This is a genomic window from Rhodococcus sp. G6(2025) (assembly GCF_058628105.1).
In genome coordinates, this window is sequence record NZ_CP179750.1 from 7,284,335 (window position 1) to 7,307,316 (window position 22,982).

A 22,982-nucleotide genomic window follows, 5' to 3' on the forward strand; every position below is an offset into this window, starting at 1 on the left:
TCTGACAAACAAGCAAGCGTTTGGTCAGAAGGGTGGATCGTGCAGACTATTTTGATAACAGGGGCAAGCAGTGGGTTCGGGGCGCATGTAGCCGCCAAGCTGGCGGCGCGTGGGTGGCGGGTGATCGCGTCGATGCGCGACACGAAGAAAACGACACAACTTGACGAGCTTATCGGAGGCGCTGGCACGAACACGGCACTCCTCGAGATTATTCGCCTGGATGTCGCCTGCGACGAGTCCCGCGCCTCAGCCGTGGACTACGTACTCGACTCAACCCCACATGGCTTGACAGCCGTTCTCCATTGCGCGGGCTACACAACCGCAGGCTTCTTCGAACACCTCGCCCCGCAGACGATTCGAGATCTATTGGAAGCCAACTTTATTGGTGCAGTCGACGTTACACAGAGACTCCTTCCAGCAATGCGCTCACAGGGACACGGAACCATCGCAGTTGTCTCCTCGAACGCTGTCAACATTGCCCATCCGATGTACTCCATCTATGCCGCAGCAAAGTGGGCGCTAGAGGGCTGGGCTGAAGCCATCGACATTGAACTGGCACCGTTCGGCCTCGACGTGAAGATTCTGCAGCCGGGCAATCACGACACCCCATTTGGGCGCAATGTACAGCCAGTGTTGCCGGAGGACAGCCCATACGCGCCGCTAGCAGCAACGGCCCTGCCAAGGATGAGCAAACTCGGAAGTAGAGCTCGGCCGACGGAGAAGGCTGCGGTTGAAATCTGCGACGCATTGGAATCGGATTCGCGTCAACTGAGAGTTCGACTCGGCAACGACGACAAAGTCATGGCAGCACTATCACGTTGGGCGCCATACACTGTCAGGCGCCGTATCGTCGAGCGAATTACTGGAATCGATAAGATGACGCTATTTCCTGCCCGATGATTCTTTGGGGAGGCACCCTTTCCCCGGCACCGGTCGAGCACCGTCTGTTCGCCGCGGCGCGCGCAGGCTTCCACGCGATGTCGGTAGCACCGATGGATTTCGGGCCTCCGGACCGTATGCTGCAGCGGGCGGACTCCGTTGCGAAGTTAGCGAACAGACTCAACATATTCGTCGCCTGCATTGATCCGGTGACGTCGTGGCTGCCGCCCCCCGTACAGGCGGGATCAATCCCCACAGCGAACTCGGCGCAGCGGTGTTACGGGGATCTCTTCGGCCGGTATTCGGTGAGCAAATGCCTCAGGCTGGCGGAAAGGCTGGGTTCAACAACAATCTCCGCCATTGAACCGTACGGAGTCGGCTTCGGCCATCAGATTGTCGTCGACTCGTTTTCCGCACTGTGCGAGAGTGCCGCTGACCGTGGCCTTACCATCCAGCTAGAGCCGATGCCATTCAGTTCGATCTTCGACCTCGCAACGGCACACCGCATAGTTGCCGACTCCTCTGCAAAGAACGCAGGAATAGTGTTCGACAGCTGGCACTTCGACCGTAGTGGAGGTACTCCAGACCAGCTGGGTGCGCTGCCCCGGGGAATCGTCACATCGATACAGCTCAATGACGGTCGCAGGTCCGAAGCCGAGGACTTGTGGGAGGAGGCGTCGACGGAACGCCTACTACCCGGTGAGGGGTCGTTTGGTATCGCAGAGTCGATCGACGCACTGGCCGGAAGGCTCGCTGATTCGACTTTGATCGGGCCAGAAGTAATCTCTGCTGGTCACCGCCTCTCGCCGGTCAACTACGTGGCACAGATTGCCTACGATGCATGCCTTCCGTACGCACAGCGAGCGGGACTCGATATAGGTCCGGTCTAATCTGCCGCGAGCCAGCCTATTTGTGGGCAGAGCGGATCGCCGAATGTGTGAGATGCGTCGTCGGCAGGCCGGGGGTGCGTCTGGCTACGATGAGTGAGTCGGGCTCATGCAGATTCGAACCAGTTCGCCCGGTAGGGACCCGGGTGGCGCTGGAACGAAACATGTTCGCGTTTGCGGGTCCCGATCAGGATCTGATGTGCGCGGGATTATCCGCGAGCGAGGGCTCGCGGCTTCCGGGTCGTGCCGACCGTTCGGGATGCTCGAGCCGGTCCGAAATGCACATCGGCCGGCGTGTGCGTCCGCAACAGCCGTCTTCCTTCGTCGTTCTCGTCGATGTCGTGGACCCGCACACGTCTGCTACAACCACGGCGCAACCCCCCGTGAGTGGTTAACGAGTCTCTGCACTCGTCAACCACTCACGGGCCCGGAGGGCCTAGCTCAGGCGCTCCAGGACCATTGCCATTCCCTGCCCGCCGCCGACGCACATGGTCTCGACGCCGAACGTCTTGTCCTGTTCGCGGAGGTTGTTGAGCAGGGTGTTGGTGATGCGGGCACCGGTCATGCCGAACGGGTGACCGAGGGCGATGGCGCCGCCGGAGATGTTCAGCTTGTCCTCGTCGATCTTCAGTTCGCGAGCCGATCCGAGAACCTGGACCGCGAAGGCCTCGTTGATCTCGAACAGGTCGATGTCGGAGATGGACTTGCCGGCGATGGCGAGGGCCTTCTTGACGGCCTCGATCGGGCCGAGGCCCATGATCTCGGGGGACAGACCCGAGACACCGGTGGACACGATGCGGGCCAGCGGCGTCAGGCCGAGGGCCTTGGCCTTGGTGTCGGACATGATGACGAGCGCGGCGGCGCCGTCGTTGAGCGGGCACGCGTTGCCGGCGGTGACGGTGCCGTCCGGGCGGAACACCGGCTTGAGCTGACTGACGGCCTCGTAGGTGGTGCCGGCGCGCGGGCCGTCGTCGGCGGACACGACGGTGCCGTCGGGAAGGGTGACCGGGGTGATCTCCCGCTCGAAGAAGCCGTTCTTGATCGCTTCCTCCGCACGGTTATGGGACCGGACACCCCAGCGGTCCTGCTCCTCACGGCTTATGCCGGTGGCCGAGGCGACGTTCTCGGCGGTCTGACCCATCGCGATGTAGACGTCGGGCAGCATGCCGTCCCCACGCGGATCGGTCCAGGCGACGCCGCCCTCGGCGAGCTTGCCGGTCCGCGCCTGGGCGTCGGCGAAATTCGGGTTCTTCGTGTTCGGCAGCCCATCGGCGTTGCCGGTGACGAAGCTGGACACCGACTCGACGCCGGCGGAGACGAACACGTCGCCCTCGCCGGCCTTGATCGCGTGCAGTGCCATGCGGGTGGTCTGCAGCGAGGAGGAACAGTAGCGGTTGACGGTGACGCCGGGCAGGAAGTCGTAGCCCAGTTCCACCGCGACGACGCGGGCGATGTTGAACCCCGACTGGCCTGCGGGCTGGCCGCAGCCGAGGAGCAGGTCGTCGATCTCGGTGGGATCGAGTTCGGGGATCTTCGCCAGAGCCGCGGCCACCATCTGCGTCGTCAGATCATCCGGGCGGATCGACTTGAGTGAGCCCTTCATGGCCCGACCGATCGGTGAGCGTACTGCGGAGACGATTACTGCCTCGGGCATCAATAACTCCTTTGTCAACTACAGGATCAGAACTCAGTCGGACTACCGCGGACGTTTGACTCGACGAGCGTGTGGCGTGTTTGCGCTGAGCAGCCCGGTCCGCTGCAAGTGCGCAGGATTAGCTCAGCGCCATGCCCAAATGGTCGAACGCCGGATCAACGTTCACTGGTGGGGGCCACCTCGTAGCGGTCGATGATCGATCCGTCACCGGCAAACGCTTCGGCGACCATCTGGTGGCCAAGGAACTGGGCGTCATCGGACTTGTACACACTCGCGCAGGCACCTTGGTCCCACTCGATACTTCGCAAACTCTCGGCGATGGCTTCGTGGTTGGAGACCGTTCCCGCCTCCTCCATTGCTGCGGCGAGTAGGCGAACGGCGTCGTACACCTGGGTTGCGGACGCTGTGGGGGTCATGCCGTACCTGGCCTGGTACTCGGACGCGAACGTCCGTCCGATTGCGCTGTCTCCAATCGATGGCGCACATGGTGTGACCGCGTTCAGCGGGCGTCGTGCGGTGTCGTCCACGAGGTTGCCTGCCACGACGAGCGGACCGGAGTTACCAGAAATTACGGGGGTCTGAATTCCGTTCTGGTTCATTTGATTGAGTTGCAGTGCCAGGACATTGGGAAAGGTCCACGAGAGGATGACATCCGAGTCACGCATATCGAGGATTGTTCCTGTGAGGTCTGTGGCTGTCGGCGGCACGTAGCGGACGGTGCCGAGTTCCAGGCCCGCCGCTTCAATGGCATCGATCGAGTTCGTTGTCGAGACGCGGCCGAATGTTTCGTCTGTGGCGACGATTCCGATTCGCTTTCCGCCGAGTTTGCGGGCAAGGGCAACTGCGTTGGTAGCTCGCGCCGTGTCATCGGGATTAATGGAAAATAGCCATTCGCTTCCCGACTCCGCCCCGCGAGCAAGTTTGCCGTCGCTGCTGATGTGAACCATGGGGATTGCAGCCGCATCGACATCACGTGTGAGGGCCTCCAGTGATCCGCCGCCGGGAAACCCGATAATGGCACTGGGGTTCTCGTCGACTGCCTTGAGGTAGGCAGTGCGGGCAGCTTGCGGGTCCGTGACGGATGCGGGAATCCGTTCATATTTCAGAGGTTTTCCCAGTACGCCGCCCGATGCGTTGACGTTGTCGACTGCCAACTGGGCGCCGTTGTTGTAGTCGTTGAGCGCGTTCGGTGAGTCTCCCTTGATCTCGATGAGTCCCACGATGGAGGCCTGATCCGAGCTTCCGGCGTCCGAGGTGTCGGCGCCGCACGAGGCCAAAGCCATCGTCACAGCAACCGCGGGGGTGAGGATCCAACTGCATAGGGCGATTCGGCGGACTCTATCTGTATTCATTGGCAGATCTTCCTACTTCTCGGTCATCGGTGGCAGTCGGTCCTCACCAACATCGCCGACGTCTATGTCTGTTTGTCCTAGATAGCTGGCGAGAACAGCTTTTCGATCAGTCAGCGCGCTGGACTCACCGTTCATCACGACGCGACCTTCGGCTAGGACGTACCCTCGCCTAGCCAATGCCAAGGCATCCGAGGTGTTCTGCTCGACAACCAGAATCGTGGTCCGGCCGGCAATCTCGCTCAATGCCCGGTAGACGGTCGCTACAACCGACGGCGCCAGGCCCAAGGATGGTTCGTCGAGAAGAAGCAGGCGAGGAGCGGCCACGAGGGCGCGTCCTAATGCGACCATTTGTTGTTCGCCCCCCGACAGTGCAAAACCTTGCCGCTTCCGCATGCGGGTCAACGCGGGAAAGAGGTCATAGACGTCGTCGTAGCTGTACAGCGCCGGTCTACTCCCCCGTGCATGGGCACCGATCTGCAGGTTCTCGTGCACGGAAAGCGTGGGGAAGACGTGTCGCCCCTCCGGTACGTGGATCAGTCCGACGCGGCTGAGGAACGCCGGCGGCCGATTATCAATCGTCTCACCATCGAATTCGATTGTTCCCTCGTACGGAACCAGTTGAGAGATGCTGCGCAGCAACGAGGATTTTCCTGCACCGTTTGGTCCGAGCAGGCAAACCACTTCGTTCTCCGCGATGCTCATGTCGACACCGCGGATGGCGTGGGTGGCCGTGTAATGAACATTGAGGTTCGAGATTTCAAGCATCTGGCGCCGCTCCAAGATACGCGTCGATGACCCGGCTGTCGGCCCATACTTCAGCTGGACTGCCCTGTGCGATAAGCCGGCCGATCTCGAGTACCAGCACTCGGTCACAGAGGGCGTCGATGAAGTCGATCTTGTGGTCGACGACGATGATGGTCGTACCCTCCTGCCTGATCTGCATCAGAAGATCGCGCAGAATCAGAGTCTCTGCGTCGTTGAGCCCGGCGCTCGGTTCGTCGAGCATGAGCACACGGGGACCGGCAGCAAGTGCGCGCGCCAATTCCAGTAGTCGCTGCTCACCGTAGGTGAGCTCGCGCGCGGCTCGATCCTCGGATCCAGCCAGCCCGACACGGCCAAGATGGTGAAGGGCATCGTTCATACGACTTGTTTCGGCGCGCCACATCCGTGACCGGAGGAACCATGCCGCAAAGAGAGTCCGACCGTTGGCGTCGTCGGCTCCGAGCATCACGTTATCCAGACAGCTCAGTTCCGGGCACAGCTGCGGAGATTGGAACACCCGTATCAACTTCGCGCGCCGGGGTTGTACCGGGCGCCCAAGGGTGATCTCGTTACCTGCGACACTCAGGCGACCGCCAGCTCGGACCACCCCGCTGAGAGCATTCAACAGGGTGGTCTTGCCACTGCCGTTCGGCCCAACCAGGCCTACGATCTCGTTCTGGGCAACCTCGAACGACACATCGTCGACGGCGACCACGCCGCCGAAGCGAACGGACAGATTACGAACACTCAGCTCCGTGGCTTTCGCAGTCATGATTCGGTCGATCTGCTGATGGTGCGCACACGGTGAGACTTGAGGGAGTCGAAGATTCCGATGAGCCCGCTCGGGAAGACTAGGATGACGACCAGTAGCAGGGCTCCGTAGAGGATGGACATGTACTGCTGAAGTCCGGCGAGCAACTCTGGGACGGCCACGTAAAAGGCCGCACCGATGAGGACCCCCCAATGTGACGCCAGTCCCCCGAGGATGACCACGAGGAACAGCCCGATTCCGAGGTTCAGGCCGAACGAATCGACTCCGATGAATCCTTGCCAGTGCGTAATCAATGCTCCTGCGAGTCCACCTACGGCAGAGCCGGCAACGAAGGTCGTCATACGCAGCGCATCAACGGGAACACCAAGGGTTTTCGAAACCGTGGGCATCTCACGAACTGCTGTGAGATCACGGGTAACCGGGGATCGTTTGAGCCACACAGCGAGGAGAAGGAGCAGCGCCAACACTGCCGCAAGCAGCCAGAACACTTGGCCGTCGGTTCTCAGTTCCTGCCCGAAGACGACCGGGTAGCCGATTCCGGTGATGTTCCCATTAGTACCGGTGAACGTCGATGTCTTGCCGAACAGCACTACCCCGATCTCGGTGACGGCCAGTGTGCCGAGCGCGAAGTAGAAATGCTCGGCACGCCAGAGAACTGCCCCCACCGCGAAGGCGGCCACCGCTGTCACGACCATCGCGCCCAGCACGCACCCGAGAAAACCAACGCCATTACGGTCGAAGAAGGCGGTGGTGTATCCACCCAGTGCCATCATGAATGTCTGGGAGAATGCGAACCTTCCCCCCAGCGCGAAGATCCAGTAGAAACCCAGTGCAGCAATCGAGTACACGAGCCACAAGTTCACAAGATTGGTCGAACTCCCCGTTGTGACAGCTTGCGACACAGACAGTACCAGCAGTATCACCACGGCAAGAGTTGTGTACTGGCCTCGCTGACGCACGCTGCTTGCCCTTCGCATCAATCGATCTGTCGTCACAAGCGCACCACCGTTCGACCGAGAAGGCCCTGAGGCCGCAGGCCGAGAATGGCAAGCATCGCAACGTACGGCAGGATCGACGCGTAGTCCTGAAGGACATAGCCGCCGACGAGATACTGGATCGTCCCGATGAGCAACGACCCGAGGAGCACGCCCCACAAGTTGCCGAAGCCGCCGAGAACAGCGGCCGCGAACGCCGCCAGCATGATCGTGAACCCGAAATTCAGGTCGAGACTCGACAGGGGCGCGACCAATATCCCGGCCAGCGCTGCAAGCCCCGCAGACAAGCCCCACGCGACAAGGCTGATCCGGCCGGTGCGGACTCCATACATTTCCGCGGTCTCAGGGTCGCTCGCCAGCGCTCTCAGCTGACGACCGAAACTGCTGTAACCGAATATGTACATTACTGCAGCGATGCACAGCAGCGCCACGACGAGGATGAGAATCCGTTGTCCGGCAATGGGTGCCCCCAACACCGTTACGACCTGGCCGTCCGCCGGGGAGGGTAGTCGCTGCGGCGTGCTGCCCTGCCACAGTGAGATGAACGCACGGATCACCAGGGCTGCAGCCAAGGTGGCGATCAGGACGGTGAGATGTGGTCGGCGTCGCAGAGGGGCATACGCCAGTCGCTCGAGGCCCATGCCGATGAGGAACATGATGCCAACCGCGAGCACGTATCCGACGACCGGAGTTGAGTCGAGGTCGGTGATGAACCAGAGCGCAATGTAGCCGCTCAAGGTGATCAGGTCCCCGTGAGCGAAGTTGACTACCCCGGTTGCCTTGTACAGGACCAGAAATCCCAGTGCGGCCAAAGCAAGGACCGCACCGTATGCGGCGGCGCTGAATGACAGCGCGACGAGAGTATCCACCCCACTCCTTACTTGAACAAGTGCTTGGTCAGGAAATGTATGCGCTCACATGCTCACTGTCAACGCATCACCTACCGGGCACCCCGTCCATCCAGTCTCGTCAACTTGCACTATTTGGCAGTGACTGCCAAAATTCGTTCGTGCCTTCAACCGGACAGCGCGCCCGAAACGCGATGAGAACGCGGGAAGTTCTTGCCCAGACCGCTGTCGAACTTTTCCTCGAGGACGGGTTCGATGCGGTCACGGTCGAGCAGGTCGCCGCAGCTGCAAATGTGTCGCCCCGCACCACCTATCGCTACTTCCACACGAAGGAAGGACTGGCATTGGCGCTTCTCACGGACCTGGACAACCACTTCCTCCAGAGCGTCCAAGCCCGGCCCCACGACGAAGCGCCTCTGGAGAGTCTTCGGCATGCGTTGGCCAAAGCCTGGGCATGGCTGGAATCGTCCGGCCAATCCGAGACTTATCTTGCACTGCAGGCTTTCGTCGAGTCCCACCCAGGACTGATGGCCGCGAACCTCCAGCGCGGCTACAGCCAAGAAGAACTCCTGGTCGCAACCCTAGAAACGAGGCCGGTCTTCCGGTCCAGCGGCGACCTCGGGCCGCGATTGGTCGTTGCAGCCTTCGCCGGCGCCTCGCGAGTCGCGGTCACGACGTGGCGCCGGACCGCCGGCACCGTCCCAATGTTGATCAACACCCTCGACACGTGCATCGCCTCGCTGCTGCCGGCACTGCAGTCTGCGGGCGAGCCCCCACACGTGCGCTAACCAACCACCCTCAGAAGGAAACGCCCCGCGTGACTACCACGGGAAGTAAGCTCCCATCGCCAGCCGTCTCCGAGCTGTCTGCGCGATCGAATCCATGGATCGCCATGGTTGCCATCGCACTCGGAGTCCTCATCGTCTCACTCGACGGCACCATTACCGCGGTCGCGAACCCCATTCTGGCACTCGACCTGGGTGCCAGCCTGTCTGGCCTACAGTGGATCACCAACATCTACCTACTGGCGATGGCAGCAACTCTGGTCCTCTCCGGAAAGCTCGGCGATCGTTTCGGCCGACGCACCGTCTTCCTGACCGGCATTGTGGGATTCGGAATCGCATCCGCGGGCATTGCGGTGTCACAAAGCGTCGGAATGGTGATCACGTCACGGCTGGGGCAGGGACTCTTCGGCGCCTTGATCGTCACCAACGCGCTCGCCCTCCTCCGCACCCTTTTCCCCGCGGAATCTCTACCGAAAGCTTTAGCGTTGTTTGCGTCGTTGATCGGCGCGTCCTCCGCTGCAGGCCCTCTCATTGGTGGCTTGCTCATCGAGCACACAAGTTGGCGGTGGGCCTTTCTCATCAATGTTCCCATCGCGGTGGTCTCTCTCGCTGTCGGGTTGAGGGTGCTTCCCACTCGGAACTCGACAGGCGCCGACTCCACTCCCTTCGACCTGGCGGGTACCGCGCTACTCGCGGCGGCGTTGCTTCCGATCACTTATGGCCTGATCCAGGCACCGGAGATCGGCTGGACCAACTGGCTGGTCATCGGACTATTGCTTGCGGGCATCTTCTCGGGAGTCGCATTCGTCTTGGCCGAACGTCGAGCTGTCGATCCGCTTATCCCGATGCGGTTGTTCGCCGATCGCTCGATATCCCTCGGTGTCCTGCTGACCGTCATCTCGTTCTTCTCCCTGGTGGGTTCACTATTCTTCGTGCTCCTGTTTCTGCAGCAGATCAACGGAGACTCACCGATGGCCGCCGGCCTGCATATCTTGCCGATGAGCATCGCGAATGTCGTCGCGTCGAGCAGCTGCGGTTGGGTCATCAAGAACTATGGTCCCCGCCCTCCACTATTTGTGGGAATGCTGTTCAGTGCAATAGGGTTTGCGCTCTTCACCGGCGTTGAACCGCGTACTGGGTACCTCGCACTTGCCATTCCCTTCACCGTCCTCGGGCTCGGAGTCGGACTGGTCATGACTTCATCTGTGCAGGCCATCCTCGGCAACGCCGACGTCACTGATGCCGGCCCCGCAGCCGGGGTGCACCAAACATCGCTCCAAATCGGCGGCATCCTAGGAACGGCCGTCCTCGGCGCAGTGATGGCATCCGCAGTCGGGGCCAAATTCGGACCCGCCATGGGCGACAATGGCATTCCATCCACGATCTCCGAAGAACTGTCGGGCGAAGCCGTGCGTTCGGTGGCGCAAGGCGCCACTCCCCTGCCAACACACGTCACTCCCGAGATACTCGCAGCCCTGCACAACGCGACGGAGACGACATTTATGCACGGCATGCACACAACCATGTGGGTCGGTGCGATCATCTCGCTGCTTGGAGCTGCAATTTCGGTCGGCGTCAGACGCGGTCGGGTGGTCGAGGGTTCAACAACGGTGCACTGACCACAGCTTTAGCACGATCCACTGCGTCGCGGGAATCGATCGCCAAAGGTGTGTGCCGCTAGGTTCACCAGGGCACCACCACAGAGGTCATTCTGTCTGTCAGAGCGTTGAGAGTGGCGCAACAGATGAAGGGGCGTTAGACGGAAAGGCCGTGCGGTTGCCGCCGGGACCGCACGGCCTTCCAGCCCCTGCCACTTCACTCAGCTCCTGCGTGGAGTCCACGCAGGCCTTCCTGGGTGCCGTGAGCAGGCATTCTCGTCAGCGTGCGCGGCGTGCGTGGTTCGTAATGAATTCACGCAGCCGGACGCGGACGTGGGGCTCCAGGTGGCGTGCCGTCGGTCCGTCGAGAATCTTGCCGAGTCTAGCCACGTAGCATGCGGGCGTCATCCCGAACTCGACCAGGAGATCCCCGCTGTTTCCTCCCCCGTAGGGGAGCCATCGGCGGGCGAATTCAAGGATCTGGGCGTCCTCGATGATGGAATCGTTCATCATTGGGAGGCCTCCCTGACTGGCGAAATGAGCTTTGTACGAATTTCTTTCGCTTGCGCGTAGAGACGGCCGGCGCGGTAGGAGGATCGGACGAGCGGTCCGGCCATGACGCCGGCGAAGCCGATCTCCTCGGCGGTCTTGGAGTGCTCGACGAATTCCTCGGGCTTGACCCACCGCTCGACGGGGTGGTGCCGCGGCGACGGGCGCAGGTACTGCGTGATGGTGATGATGTCGCAGCCGGCGTCGTGCAGGTCGTGCAACGCCTGGGTGACCTCGTCGGGGGTTTCGCCCATCCCGAGGATGAGGTTGGACTTGGTGACGAGGTTGTCTTCGCGGGCGGCGGTGATCACGTCGAGGCTGCGCTGGTAGCGGAACGCGGGCCGGATCCGCTTGAAGATGCGCGGGACGGTTTCGACGTTGTGGGCGAGCACCTCGGGGCGGGTGGAGAACACCTCGGCGAGCTGATCGGGCTTGGCGTTGAAGTCGGGGATGAGCAGTTCGACGCCGGTGCCGGGGTTGAGCTGGTGGATCAGGCGGACGGTTTCGGCGTAGAGCCAGGCGCCGCCGTCGGGGAGGTCGTCGCGGGCGACGCCGGTGATGGTCGAGTAGCGCAGTCCCATCGCCTGGACGGATTCGGCGACGCGGCGGGGTTCGTCGCGGTCGAGGTCGTCGGGTTTGCCGGTGTCGATCTGGCAGAAGTCGCAGCGGCGGGTGCATTGCTGCCCGCCGATGAGGAAGGTCGCTTCGCGGTCTTCCCAGCATTCGTAGATGTTGGGGCAGCCGGCTTCTTCGCAGACGGTGTGCAAACCCTCGCGCTTGACGAGGCTCTCGAGCTCGGAGTATTCCGGGCCCATCTTCGCTCTCGTCTTGATCCAGTTCGGTTTGCGTTCGATCGGAGTCTCCGCATTGCGGACCTCGATGCGGAGCAGTTTCCGGCCATCCGCGCTTGGCCTTTGATCCATTGCGTTCATCGCGTCAACCTGTACTTTCTCATGCCCGGCGTGCTTCACCTACAGCTCGCAGTGGAGAGAATGTTTCCCTCGATTGCTGCGATTCCACGTGTCACCAATGGTGTGATCACTGCTTCCATCCCCACGTGACCAAGTGTGCCAGTGGGTGACGATGGCCTACCGGAGCCGCAGATTCGAGCGGCCACCACGAGGAATCCGAAAGCGTAGTACCACGACATCTCAGTGGAACTAATCCGGAAACCGCTTCGTTCGCTGTATCGCTCAACAAGCTGCTCGAACGACGGATAACCGCGGTGAGCGCTGGGGCACCCGAACAGCCGATTTCTCACGCCATGTAGGCCTGACCAGAAGACCTGCGCGACACCAAGGTCGACGAACGGGTCGCCCACCGTCGCATATCTCCAATCTAAAACGGCGGAAACTCGAACGGCATCCGCGAGCTGCCAGACGACATTACGGAGTTGGTAGTCGCCATGGCGAAGGACGGATCGGCCAGATCTTGGGATGGTCGCCGCGAGGGAGTCGAACAGTTCCCGGAGATCGGGGCGAGCAGTAATACCTGCTCTTTCAAGGCTTTCGTGCACCTGCGCCAAGTGAACTTCCAGACTCGGTTCGTCAGCGCGTAGTCGATCAAGGCCGGTCCCGGTTAGGTCGACACCGTGAACCGAGGTCAATGAGTCAACGAATTGATACCCCAGTGCGTTCCGTAGTGGTACTGGAACCGCATCCAGATCAATGTCCGTTCGAAGTACTGTCCCGGCGACTCTCCGAGCAAGGTAGTAGCGAGATGCTCCTGTACCACGCTGAACGATGTCCGGTACTGGTACGACCGCCGCACCACCGAGCGCTACTTGTACTGAGAGCTCTGTCTCGATTCCGTCGTGATCATCGTCAGCCCGGTGGAGGACCCAGTGCTGTCCTCCACCGTCTATCGAGTAGCCCCGACCGAGCCGAGAATCAATAGTGCTTCGCAGGCTGAGGGCGGCACTTTCGTCAAGATCACCTGACTCAACCAGACGGCGCCGAATCTCTTGCAGGTCGGCATCCGGGCGCACAGCGCTTGCGACCGGTCTTCTCACGGATGCTCCCCTTTCCATATATGAGTAATGTCTTGACCGAGTTAGCGGGGCGCCATGCGCAGGGCGCCGTCCATACGAATGGTCTCACCGTTGAGGTAGTCGTGTTCGACGATCATCTGAGCGAGCTGTGCATACTCGGCGGGCTGACCGAGGCGCGAGGGGAACGGCACGCCCGCTTCGAGGCCCTTGCGGTATTCGTCGGTGACCCCGGCGAGCATCGGGGTGTCGATGATGCCGGGGGCGATGGTGTTGACGCGGATGCCGAACTGCGCGAGGTCGCGAGCGGCCGGGACGGTCATGCCGTGCACGCCACCCTTGGACGCGGAGTACGCGATCTGCCCGATCTGGCCCTCGAACGCGGCGACGGACGCGGTGTTGATGATGACGCCGCGCTGCCCGGACTCGTCGACGGTGTCGGTCTTGGCGATGGCGTCCGCGGCGAGGCGCATCACGTTGAACGTGCCGAGCAGGTTGACCGTGAGAATGGTGCGGAACAGTTCGAGGTCGTGCGGGCCCTTCTTCGACAGGATGCGCCCAGCCCAGCCGACGCCGGCGCAGTTGACGACGATGCGCAGCGGCAGACCCGACTCGACGATCTTCTCGATCGCGGCCTGGACCTCGTCACCGCTGGTGACGTCGGTGGCGAGGAGGGTCACGCCGTCAGGGACATTGTCGCCGGCGCGCTCGATGGACTGCTGCAGGTCGAGTCCGAACACGGTGACTCCGGCGCCGGCGAGACGCTTGGCGGTGGCGGCGCCGAGGCCCGAGGCCGCTCCGGTGACCAATGCGGCGGAATCTCTAATATTCACAGTGCTTCTCCTGCTCGAAAATGTTGAGGGCGTTCTTTGCGTTCAGCTGTTGCTAATTCGGTGCTGCGCCGCGTGGCGACTCGAGGATTATGGCGATTCCCTGCCCGCCGCCTCCGCAGAGTGCGGCAGCTCCTAGACCGCCTCCTCGGCGCCGAAGTGCGTGCATGAGTGTGAGAGTCACTCTGGCGCCTGACATGCCGACTGGGTGACCGAGTGCGATCGCACCGCCATTGACGTTGACCACTTCGTCGGTGATTTCGAGGTCGCGCATGGATGCGATCGCGACACTTGCGAATGCCTCGTTGACTTCAATGAGGTCGAGGTCTGTCAGGGCGATTGTCTTGCTTCGTCGGATCGCTTCGGCGATGGCGTTCGAGGGCTGGTGTAGTAGCGAGGTGTCTGGGCCCGCGACGAGTGCGTGTGACCTGATCTCAGCCAGCCACTCGATGTTCCGCGCCTGAGCGACCTCTTTTCGCATGATGACCAATGCGCAAGCGCCATCCGACAATTGAGATGAGGATCCCGCCGTTGTGGTGCCGTCCGCGGCGAAGGCCGGTTTCAGGCGTGCGAGTGACTCCAGCGTGGTGTCCGGCCGAATCCCTTCGTCGGCTGTGATCGTAGTGTTTCCCCGTCGTGATGAAATTTCGACGGGGACGATCTCAGTTGCGAAGGTGGAATTTGCCGTCGCCGCCGCGGCACGCCGGTGTGATTGTGCAGCAAAGGCATCGAGCTCGACCCGGGTGAAGGATTCCGCTGCTTGGTACCGCTCTGTCGCTGCGCCCATTGACGTTTGATCGAACGCACAGGTCAACGCGTCACGATCCAGGGCATCTTCGAGAGGGTGCGGGCCATAGCGGTAGCCTTTGCGCGCACCCCGCGCGAGGTAGGGGGCGTTGGACATCGATTCCATTCCGCCGGCAACGACGACATCAGCGTCTCCCGAACGGATCAGGTGGTCGGCAGAAATGATGGCTTGCAGACCGGAAAGGCACAGGTTGTTCACGGTTGTTGCGGGCACGGTCATCGGTAGCCCCGCGGCTACGGCGGATTGCCTCGCGGGGTTCGGACCAATCCCAGCTTGCACCACGGTGCCCATGATGACGCTATCGACGTCGTTGGCGACGACCCCCGCGCGCTGCACAGCGGCGGCGATGGCATGTGAACCGAGTTCCACTGCCGTGAGTGGGCTCAGCGCTCCACCAAGTTTCCCGATCGGGGTGCGGGCACCGGCGACGATGACACTTGCGGACACTACGGATCTCCTCGATATCAGGATGGTTGATCGGACTGGGTGGCGTGCTTGCGGAGTTCGCGGGTCGCCAGCACCATGCGGTGAACCTCGTCGGCACCGTCGATGAAGCGCATGGTGCGGGCCTGGGCCCAGAGCATCGCCAGCGGGTGATCCTGTGTCATTCCACCGGCGCCGTGGACTTGGATCGCCTTGTCGAGGACCCAGCCGACCGCGTCGGGGGCCGCGACCTTGATCGCGGAAATCTCGGTTCGCGCCTCCCGCGCACCCACGGTGTCGATCAGCCATGCAGTTCGGAGGACGAACAGGCGGAGCTGGTCGATCTTGACGCGTGACTCGGCAATCCAATGCTGGACGATCCCCTGATCAGCGAGTCGTTTGCCGAACGCGGTCCGCTCGTCCGCTCTGCGGCACATCAACTCGATGGCGCGCTCGGCCATTCCGATCATGCGCATGCAGTGGTGAATCCGGCCGGGACCGAGTCGGGCCTGGGCGAGTGCCTGCCCGCGCCCGCGTTCACCGAGCAGGTGCCGCTTGGGCACACGAACGTCGTCGAAGCGGACTTCTGCATGCCCACCGTGGGCTCCGTGCGTGAAGCCGAACATCGACAGCCCCCGAACGAAGGTCAGGCCCGGTGTGTCTCGGGGCACGAGTACCAGACTGTGTCGCGAGCGAGGATCCGCGTCCGGGTCGGACACGCCCATCACTACCAGAAGCTGACAGTCACTGCTCATGGCGCCGGTCGACCACCACTTTCGGCCATCGATCTTCCAGTGATCGCCCTCGTCGGTGATGGTCGTGGTCAGATTCGACGGATCCGATGATGAGACGTCGGGCTCGGTCATGCAATAGGCAGATCGGATGGTGCCGTCAAGCAAGGGCTCGAGCCACCGTTGCTGCTGCTCGTCGGTGCCGAACAGGCTGAGCAGTTCCATGTTTCCGGTGTCGGGAGGATTGCAGTTGAATGCTTCCGGAGCCACCTCCGGACTCCACCCGGTCAGTTCGGCGATCGGGGCGTACTGCAGGTTGGACAGTCCGGCGCCGCGCGGATCATGTGGGAGGAACAGGTTCCACAGGCCCTGCGCTTTGGCTTCCTTCTTCAGATCCGCCATGATCGCCGGTCGTTCCCACTGCAGGTCCCCGGCGGCGGGGTCGTCGTGGAAGTGCTTTTCGGCGGGGAAGACGAACTCTTCCATGAATGCCGAGACCCGATCGCACATCTGCTGGGTGGTCGAGTCGAAGGTGAACTCCATGTCAGTCCTTGGTCCTTGTATTCACGGTCGGAGTGGTCACGTCGCCAATCCCGGGAGTGGGGTGGGGCAGGTCAGGGGAGGGCCTCGAAGCCCCGCTCCGCGAGCGGCTGGACCATCGAACCGATGTCGTCGAACCCATCCCCCACCGTCTCGCCGTTGACGAAACGAAGATGGATGCCCTCCAAGATGACAGCCATCTTGTAGAAGGCGAAGCTCGAGTACCAGCCCAACTCGCTGACATCGAATCCGGTGGTCCGTGCGTAGCGCTCGACGAGGTCGTCGAAGGAGGGGTATCCGGGGTGCGTCGACGGAGTGCCGGCAATGGGGTTGGTGATGCCCTCCCATCCGGACCAGAACAGGTGCACCAAGCCGAGATCGGTGAGGGGGTCACCGAGAGTGGACATCTCCCAATCGAGCACGGCGGCGATCGTCGGCTGCTCGCCGATCCGCGCAATCATATTGTCGAAGCGGAAGTCACCGTGGACGATCGAGGCCTCGGAATGCTGCGGCAGCCGCTCGCCGAGCCGCCTTCCCAGCTCTTCGAGCACCGGCAGCTCTCGGGATTTCGACGCGGCGAGTTGCTTCCGCCAGCGTCGCACCTGCCGCTCGAGGAAGCCCGCCGGCCGACCGAACGTGGTCAGGCCGAGCGAGTCGTAGTCGCGAGTGTGCAGCGCCGAGAGGCAGTCGATGTACTGGTAGGACAGGGCCGCGCGTTGGGTCGGGTCGACCTCGCTGAAGTCGCTGTCCGTGCGAAGGACCTCGCCGTCGATCTTGTCCATGATGTAGAAGCTTCCCCCCGCATCCGGTGCGGCATCGTCGGCGTACACGATGCGCGGAACCGGAACAGGGCTGTTGGCCAGTGCCCGCTGCACGGCGACCTCACGCTGCATATCGTGTGCGGTTTCGAGGCGGTGCCCGATCGGCGGCCGGCGCAGGATCCACTTCCGGTTCGAGCTGGCGAGTTCGAACGTCAAGTTCGATCGCCCACCGGCGAGCAGACGTACCGCGAGTTCGTCGGAGGGATCCAGTTCGAAGAGTTCCTCGAGCTTGCTCCGCACGTGGGCGAGATTGAAGGGCGCGGATCGCGCGATCTCGTCGACCTGGTTCATAGGTTCCTCAGTATCGTTAGCAATATGGGTGTTTCAGGGGTTGGCGACGATGCCCGTGCCCGCGGGAAGCTCGTTCCGAACGAGGATCTTCACGTGGTCGATCGTGCCCGCGGTCGGCCTGAGTGCCGCGAATACGTCGTGGACCGCGTCGAGGCTGGCGTACCCGGTCACCATGAGAGACGGGTTGAACCGCCCGGTGACGAGGTGGTCGAACGTCCGCTCGAATGCTTCGTAGGTCTGTTCGCCTCGTCCGGGTCCACCGACAAACTCGAGGGAGACATTCTTCAGGATTCCGGTGACCGGGCGGATTGTCTCCGGGCGCATCGCCGAGCCGACGATTATTATCCGTGTGTACTTCGGTGCGGAGGTCATCAGCTTTCGGAGGATGTCCTTGGCGCCGGAGGCTTCGAAGACGAACGTCTCAGCGGTGGAGTCAGTTTCGTTTTTCAGCGCCTCCATCGGGTCCGTCTGCAATGGATCGACTGCCACGTCGGCGCCATATGCGAGCGCAAGCTCTCGGCGCCGAGCAGATGGATCCGAAGCGACGATCGGGTGTATTCCACGCACCGCGAGTTCGATGACCGATCCAAGCCCAACCGGACCGCAGCCAGTCACCACCGCAGCCGCCCCTGACCGAATTCCTGAGCGCAGCACTGCGTTGACGCCTGTGGCGAGCGGCTCGGTCACAGCCGCCGTGATGGGATCGATGCCTTCCGGGATCTTCAGATGCCCGCCCGCTTGAACGACTGTTCTTTCGGCGAGAGCTCCCGGAGAGGTATCGCAGTAGCCGACCGTGTGGGTCGTTCCATCGGCCGTCACGATCCACGGGAGAGCGACGATGCGGTCCCCGACGTCGTAGTCGGTGACGTCGGGGCCGAGCTCGAGTATCCGGGCTGTGAATTCGTGGCCCAAGACGACGTCGCGGCGCGGATCGAACACTTCTCCGAGAACGTCGGCCTCGAGATGTGCGGCGAGAAAGTCGTCGGTGTGTTGCCATGCCGACAGATCACTGCCACACACACCTGCGGCGAGGGGCTCGACGAGAAGCTGGCCGGGACCAGCTACCGGTTCTGCAACGTCAGTCGCGATGATGGTCCCCTGCCGAAGAACGACAGCCTTCATCGGTTCCCTCCTACCACGTCACTGTTAGCCATCAGCCCTCCGAAGGCCAGTTCTCGAGCGTCTTCTGGACACTGATCAGGGCACGCAATGCCTCGGCGCCGTCAAAGGCACGGTGGTCGAAGGTCAGCCCGAGGCGTGCGATCGGGCGAATGGTCAATAGCTCGGAGGTGCCGTCGGCGCTTCGGCGCGCGACGGGTGTGCGGACGATTGCCGGGACTCCGAGCGAGGCAACCTGAGGCTTCGTGAGAATGGGGGTCGAGACGACCCCGCCGACGCTGCCGGAGTTGCTGATGGTGATCGTTCCGCCGGCGAGATCTTCCGGTCGTCCTGCGCCGTTGGCGAGAGCGGCGCTCGTCTCGGCAATGGCATTGGCCAGCTCAGCGAGGGACAAGGACTGTGCATCATGGATAACTGGAACCAGAAGACCGTCCGGCGTGTCTACGGCGATGCCCAGGTTGACTGCCTGCCATTGCAGCAGGTGGGTATCGGTGAAGGTGGCGTTGACGACAGGGTGCTCAGCAATTGCCTTGCAGAGCGCGACGGCAATGAAGGGAAGGTAGCTGAGCTTGGCTTCGCCGCGTGAGGCTCGATCACGATTCAGCTTGGCGCGGGCAACAGCGACCGCGGAGAAGTCGACATCGACCTGCGCGGTGAGCTGGGGGGCGGTGTTCCACGATTCCGTGAGATTCTTGGCGATCGCGCGCCGCAGCCTGGTGTGCTCCGTTGCCGAGTACGCGACGTCCTCGTATCCCGCGGGCACTGTGGGTGTTGATTGTTGCGCCTGGAGAAACCCACTCTTGCTTGCGAGTTCACCCGCGGACCGCTGGTCCTGAGCTGCTGCCGGGCTGGCTCGGCGTGCCCCTGCAGGTGGCCGGTTGACCGGTGAGAACCATGATGCAGCGAGAACGAGGGAGTCGGTCGGGGGCTTCGATTCTTCGAATACCACTGCCGGGGTGCCCTGTGAGCCTGTCACTGGGGTCGCCACTGTCGACGGCGAAGGTGAAGCGGCCGGCGACGGCGCAACTGCGACATCGCCGCCCTGTTCGCCGCTCGCGGCCGCAATCGCGCGGGCCACCTGGTCCGGGTCACTGTCGACCGGGGCGAATCGTGCGATGACGTCGCCCACCGGAACTTCTTGCTCAATCGAGGCGACGTAGCTGATCAAGATACCCGATTCGGGTGACTCCACTTCGGTGTCGACCTTGTCGGTCGATACCTCACATAAGGCATCGCCTTCGTTGACTTCCTCGCCCGGCTTGATCAACCATTCGGTCAGTAGGGCGAATTCCACGGAACCCATGTGGGGCATGTGGATATCGGTAAGTTCGAGCATAGTGAGAACGTCCTCGTTTTCGAAAGGTCAGTCGCGGACTAGGTGTCGGGCCGTCTCGACGATGTCGGAGACACTCGGGAAGCAGTGATCCTCGAGGAATCGGCTCGCGGGAATCGGTGCGTCGACTGAACCGAGCCGTGCAATCGGCGCTTCAAGCCAGTAGAAGCACCGTTCCTGGATCAGTGCCGCGATCTCGGCACCCGGACCAGCCGTTCGGGGAGCTTCGTGCACGATCATCGCCCGACCTGTCTTGACAACAGAGTTGATGATCGTCTCGCGGTCGAGGGGCACCAACGTCTGGAGGTCGACGACCTCGAGCTCAATTCCCTCCGATGCCAGTACCGTCGCAGCTTCCAGTGCCCGCGGCACCATGCAGCCGTAGCTGATGACGCTGACCGTCGATCCCTCGCGGGCGATGGTGGCCTTGCCCAGCGGCAGCACGTACTCCGGATCGGTGAACACCTCACCGCGCTTGAAGTTGAGCTGCTTGCTCGGGTAGTAGAGCACCGGGTTGGGGTCGCGGATAGCCGCCTTGAGGAGCGCCTTCGCGTTTGCCGGGTTGGACGGTACGACTGCCTTCAGACCGGGGAAGTGCATCGGCAGCATTTCCATGGATCCCGAATGCTCCGGGCCCGCACCGCCGCTCGGCCCGATCGGCATGATGATGACGGCCGGCAACTCGAATTGACCACCGTGCATGTGCCGCCACTTGCCGAGCTTCTGGAAAATCTCGTCGCCGGCAATCAAGCTGAAATCTGCGAATCCAAGCTGGACGATCGGCCGCATGCCGGTCATCGCTGCTCCGGCGGCCGCGCCCACCATGAACGCTTCGGTGATTCCGGTGTTCCGGATCCGGCTAAGCCCGAACTCTTCGACGAGGCCACGGGTGCCGCCGAAGAAGCCGCCGGAAGCAATGTCCTGCCCCATCAGAAAGACCGAGTCATCACGCCGCATCTCTTCAGCGATTGCGGCGCCCTGTGCAGCCTCGTAGCTGAGAACGGTCGTAGATCCAGGAGCGTTGGCGGGTGCGGGTGTCGTGGTGGTCATGCGAACACGTCCTTGAGGATGACGGAGGGATCAGGCAGCGGAGCGGCTTCGGCTTCGAGAAGCGCTTGCGCCACCTCGGACTTCGCGTCTGCGATGATTCGATCGGCCGTGGCCGAGTCGATTCGCTTACGCATGACTTCCAACGGATCCGTATACGTGGAGAGGAAGTCGGCAGGCCGATACTTCTGAGCGTCACCTTCCCAGTGGCCCCCGACACGGGTGACGACAGCTTCGATCAGGGAGGGACCCTGGCCGGCCCGGGCCCTATCGATCGCGTCCTTCACGGCAAGGTAGACCTCGACGGCATCATGGCCGTCTACGCGGACTCCCGGGATGCCGTATGCGGATGCGCGCTCGGCGATCGTTTTGGTCGGGCTGACGGAGTCGAACGTGGTCGACACGGAGATCCCGTTGTTCTCGCAGAAGTAGACCAAGGGCAGGCGCCATCGTGCAGCTTCGAGCAGGCTTTCGTGGAAGGTGCCGCGCGCGGCTGTCCCGTCACCGAAGTCCGCGAGGGCAATCTGATCGGTTCCGCGCATCTGCGCCGAGAGGGCCGCGCCGGCCGCTACCGGATAGACCGACCCCAGTGTTGCGCCCTCGCCCATGATTCCGAGGGCCGGATCGGCCCAGTGGGGCACGCCGGCGCCTTTACCGCCGGTCGAGCCGGTTACCTTACCGAGGAGATCGCCGATGATCGGTGCGAGACCCATTCCCTTTGCGAGCGGCCACGTCGCTCCTCGACCTTGGTAAAAGAGGTAGTCGTCGGGGGCCATCGCCGCGACAGCGCCCGCCACGGCGCCTTCCTGCCCCTTGCCTGGATGCCAGAATCCCGCGAAGCCGTGATCCCGAATGTGCACAGATACCGCGTCCTCGACGGCGCGGGCTCGGGCGATGACGGTGAACATTTCCAGCAGCAGTTCCGTGCTCACCGTCGGTGATACGGAAGCTTCCGGCCGGTGCTCGCTGTGCGGCGACGCCATCGTGGCCTCCTTTTGCGTAGTTCGTGAGAGATACCGGATTGGTGGCACCTCTTGTTTTCTCGACACAGCACGTCCACAGGACGTCTGTGTCTGCAGTCACAGATCAGAGTAAGTGGATCGAGTGATTCAATCAAGTGCGGAATTGTTTTAGATCGCTGCGTCCCCCTCTCGCGCCCTTCAAAAATCGCTCATGAGCTGCAGTAATACCGGCGTGTGGATCACGCGATATGATCACCTATCCCACCAACGAAAGGCGAAACCGTGCCTCGATCCAATCCTCGCGATGGAGCGGCCACCCGGCGTGCACTCATCGACGCGGCGACCAAACTGTTTGCCTCAGAGGGCGTCGAGAAGGTGTCCATTCGGGCCATCAACGCCGAAGCAGGGCTCGGAGCGGCGTCGGCTCACTATCACTTCGGATCCAAGGATGCGATCCTCGATGCTGTACTGATCGATGCCGGCGCCGACGTGCTCGCTCACATTCACGCGCTCACGACAGCCATGGTCGACTCAGGGGCAACGCCGAATGCCAAGCAGATCGTCAACCTCCTCGCAATCCCATACCGGAAGTACCTCGGAGAAGATCCCGACAAGGGCGTGCGGTGGCTGACCATCTGCGGCCAACTGAGCCTGGCGAACGACCCGCGCCTGTTTCCGGTCGAAGACGACACCGCGAAGTTGCTTCGCAAGTTGCTCGAGCGCGCGTACCCGCACGCCGACGACGACAGCCTCGAACTCAACTGGTCTCTGACGGTCAACACCCTGATCGTGATGGCCGCCCGATGGTCGGACGCCAGCGGTGCCCAATCACGCGCTCTGTCGGATGAGAAGTTTGACGTGCTTGTCGACTTCGTGGCCGGCGGGCTGGAGACCCTGATGCGCAAGGGCAGGGTCTGAGCCATTCGCCTGCCGGTGCTCCATTCCGAAATGGCGGCCGGTCGAGAGCGCGCAAGCGCCACCTGCATGCCCCTGTAGCTGCGCACCACCG

22 protein-coding genes are annotated in these 22,982 nt (G+C 62.4%); 5 read left to right on the top strand and 17 right to left on the bottom strand.

The genetic code is table 11. The features are described from left to right. The first annotated feature begins 39 nt into the window (after positions 1 to 39). Both ACLIVD_RS33735 and ACLIVD_RS33740 read left to right on the top strand, forming a co-directional pair. A complete protein-coding gene (locus ACLIVD_RS33735; RefSeq protein WP_491931434.1) occupies positions 40 to 900 on the top strand; it encodes an SDR family NAD(P)-dependent oxidoreductase in 861 nt (286 codons plus the stop codon). Beyond that, on the top strand, positions 897 to 1,769 hold the full coding sequence (locus ACLIVD_RS33740; protein ID WP_491931435.1) for a sugar phosphate isomerase/epimerase family protein: 873 nt from the start codon (positions 897 to 899) through the stop codon (positions 1,767 to 1,769). Before ACLIVD_RS33735 ends, ACLIVD_RS33740 begins: the two co-directional genes overlap by 4 nt. 433 nt (positions 1,770 to 2,202) lie before the next feature. On the opposite strand, the gene ACLIVD_RS33745 is transcribed toward ACLIVD_RS33740, so the two are convergent. The 6 genes from ACLIVD_RS33745 to ACLIVD_RS33770 all read right to left on the bottom strand — a co-directional run bounded on the left by ACLIVD_RS33745 (position 2,203) and on the right by ACLIVD_RS33770 (position 8,170). Continuing rightward, entirely contained in the window at positions 2,203 to 3,420 is a 1,218-nt protein-coding gene (locus ACLIVD_RS33745; RefSeq protein ID WP_491931436.1) for an acetyl-CoA C-acetyltransferase, read from the bottom strand. Positions 3,421 to 3,575: 155 nt separating this feature from the next. Next, positions 3,576 to 4,772: an ABC transporter substrate-binding protein gene (locus ACLIVD_RS33750; RefSeq protein ID WP_491931437.1), complete on the bottom strand. Its 1,197-nt coding sequence runs from the start codon at positions 4,770 to 4,772 to the stop codon at positions 3,576 to 3,578. A gap of 12 nt (positions 4,773 to 4,784) precedes the next feature. Then, positions 4,785 to 5,537 carry an ABC transporter ATP-binding protein gene (locus tag ACLIVD_RS33755; protein ID WP_283332292.1) on the bottom strand — a complete coding sequence of 251 codons (753 nt, stop codon included), beginning with the start codon at positions 5,535 to 5,537 and terminating at the stop codon, positions 4,785 to 4,787. Further along, positions 5,530 to 6,306 carry an ABC transporter ATP-binding protein gene (locus tag ACLIVD_RS33760; RefSeq protein ID WP_105423992.1) on the bottom strand — a complete coding sequence of 259 codons (777 nt, stop codon included), beginning with the start codon at positions 6,304 to 6,306 and terminating at the stop codon, positions 5,530 to 5,532. The genes ACLIVD_RS33755 and ACLIVD_RS33760 overlap by 8 nt, the downstream gene beginning before the upstream one ends. After that, entirely contained in the window at positions 6,303 to 7,232 is a 930-nt protein-coding gene (locus ACLIVD_RS33765) for a branched-chain amino acid ABC transporter permease (protein WP_491931438.1), read from the bottom strand. The genes ACLIVD_RS33760 and ACLIVD_RS33765 overlap by 4 nt, the downstream gene beginning before the upstream one ends. Before the next feature lie 65 nt (positions 7,233 to 7,297). Then, positions 7,298 to 8,170, bottom strand: a complete 873-nt coding sequence (locus tag ACLIVD_RS33770; RefSeq protein ID WP_283332294.1) for a branched-chain amino acid ABC transporter permease — start codon at positions 8,168 to 8,170, stop codon at positions 7,298 to 7,300. A gap of 173 nt (positions 8,171 to 8,343) precedes the next feature. Here ACLIVD_RS33770 and ACLIVD_RS33775 point away from each other — a divergent pair, with 173 nt between their 5' ends. Together ACLIVD_RS33775 and ACLIVD_RS33780 are read left to right on the top strand one after the other, a co-directional pair. Next, positions 8,344 to 8,937 carry a TetR/AcrR family transcriptional regulator gene (locus tag ACLIVD_RS33775; RefSeq protein WP_491931439.1) on the top strand — a complete coding sequence of 198 codons (594 nt, stop codon included), beginning with the start codon at positions 8,344 to 8,346 and terminating at the stop codon, positions 8,935 to 8,937. Positions 8,938 to 9,041: 104 nt separating this feature from the next. Further along, positions 9,042 to 10,553, top strand: coding sequence for an MFS transporter (locus ACLIVD_RS33780; protein WP_283332296.1), 1,512 nt, complete (start codon positions 9,042 to 9,044; stop codon positions 10,551 to 10,553). A gap of 258 nt (positions 10,554 to 10,811) precedes the next feature. On the opposite strand, the gene ACLIVD_RS33785 is transcribed toward ACLIVD_RS33780, so the two are convergent. From ACLIVD_RS33785 to ACLIVD_RS33835, 11 genes are all read right to left on the bottom strand, one after another. After that, positions 10,812 to 11,045, bottom strand: coding sequence for a DUF3263 domain-containing protein (locus ACLIVD_RS33785; protein ID WP_477950838.1), 234 nt, complete (start codon positions 11,043 to 11,045; stop codon positions 10,812 to 10,814). Beyond that, on the bottom strand, positions 11,042 to 12,004 hold the full coding sequence (gene lipA, locus ACLIVD_RS33790) for a lipoyl synthase (RefSeq protein WP_491931440.1): 963 nt from the start codon (positions 12,002 to 12,004) through the stop codon (positions 11,042 to 11,044). The genes ACLIVD_RS33785 and lipA overlap by 4 nt, the downstream gene beginning before the upstream one ends. Positions 12,005 to 12,048: 44 nt before the next feature. Next, the gene (locus tag ACLIVD_RS33795; RefSeq protein WP_491931441.1) at positions 12,049 to 13,110 is read right to left on the bottom strand and encodes a phosphotransferase family protein; all 1,062 of its coding nucleotides are present in this window, start codon (positions 13,108 to 13,110) and stop codon (positions 12,049 to 12,051) included. A gap of 23 nt (positions 13,111 to 13,133) precedes the next feature. Next, positions 13,134 to 13,901, bottom strand: coding sequence for an SDR family NAD(P)-dependent oxidoreductase (locus ACLIVD_RS33800; protein WP_491931442.1), 768 nt, complete (start codon positions 13,899 to 13,901; stop codon positions 13,134 to 13,136). Positions 13,902 to 13,953: 52 nt separating this feature from the next. After that, complete coding sequence (locus tag ACLIVD_RS33805; RefSeq protein ID WP_491931443.1) at positions 13,954 to 15,153, bottom strand: acetyl-CoA C-acyltransferase; 1,200 nt, start codon at positions 15,151 to 15,153, stop codon at positions 13,954 to 13,956. 17 nt (positions 15,154 to 15,170) lie between these two features. Next, positions 15,171 to 16,403 carry an acyl-CoA dehydrogenase family protein gene (locus ACLIVD_RS33810; protein WP_105423946.1) on the bottom strand — a complete coding sequence of 411 codons (1,233 nt, stop codon included), beginning with the start codon at positions 16,401 to 16,403 and terminating at the stop codon, positions 15,171 to 15,173. Positions 16,404 to 16,474: 71 nt separating this feature from the next. Next, the gene (locus ACLIVD_RS33815; protein WP_491931444.1) at positions 16,475 to 17,512 is read right to left on the bottom strand and encodes a phosphotransferase family protein; all 1,038 of its coding nucleotides are present in this window, start codon (positions 17,510 to 17,512) and stop codon (positions 16,475 to 16,477) included. A gap of 33 nt (positions 17,513 to 17,545) precedes the next feature. After that, entirely contained in the window at positions 17,546 to 18,634 is a 1,089-nt protein-coding gene (locus ACLIVD_RS33820; RefSeq protein ID WP_491931445.1) for an alcohol dehydrogenase catalytic domain-containing protein, read from the bottom strand. 31 nt (positions 18,635 to 18,665) lie between these two features. Next, complete coding sequence (locus tag ACLIVD_RS33825; RefSeq protein WP_491931446.1) at positions 18,666 to 19,967, bottom strand: dihydrolipoamide acetyltransferase family protein; 1,302 nt, start codon at positions 19,965 to 19,967, stop codon at positions 18,666 to 18,668. A gap of 27 nt (positions 19,968 to 19,994) precedes the next feature. Beyond that, positions 19,995 to 21,014, bottom strand: a complete 1,020-nt coding sequence (locus ACLIVD_RS33830; protein ID WP_283336730.1) for an alpha-ketoacid dehydrogenase subunit beta — start codon at positions 21,012 to 21,014, stop codon at positions 19,995 to 19,997. After that, positions 21,011 to 21,994: a thiamine pyrophosphate-dependent dehydrogenase E1 component subunit alpha gene (locus tag ACLIVD_RS33835; protein ID WP_283336728.1), complete on the bottom strand. Its 984-nt coding sequence runs from the start codon at positions 21,992 to 21,994 to the stop codon at positions 21,011 to 21,013. Before ACLIVD_RS33835 ends, ACLIVD_RS33830 begins: the two co-directional genes overlap by 4 nt. A 261-nt stretch (positions 21,995 to 22,255) precedes the next feature. Here ACLIVD_RS33835 and ACLIVD_RS33840 point away from each other — a divergent pair, with 261 nt between their 5' ends. Continuing rightward, positions 22,256 to 22,891, top strand: coding sequence for a TetR/AcrR family transcriptional regulator (locus ACLIVD_RS33840; protein WP_005264941.1), 636 nt, complete (start codon positions 22,256 to 22,258; stop codon positions 22,889 to 22,891). The last annotated feature ends 91 nt before the right edge of the window (positions 22,892 to 22,982 follow it).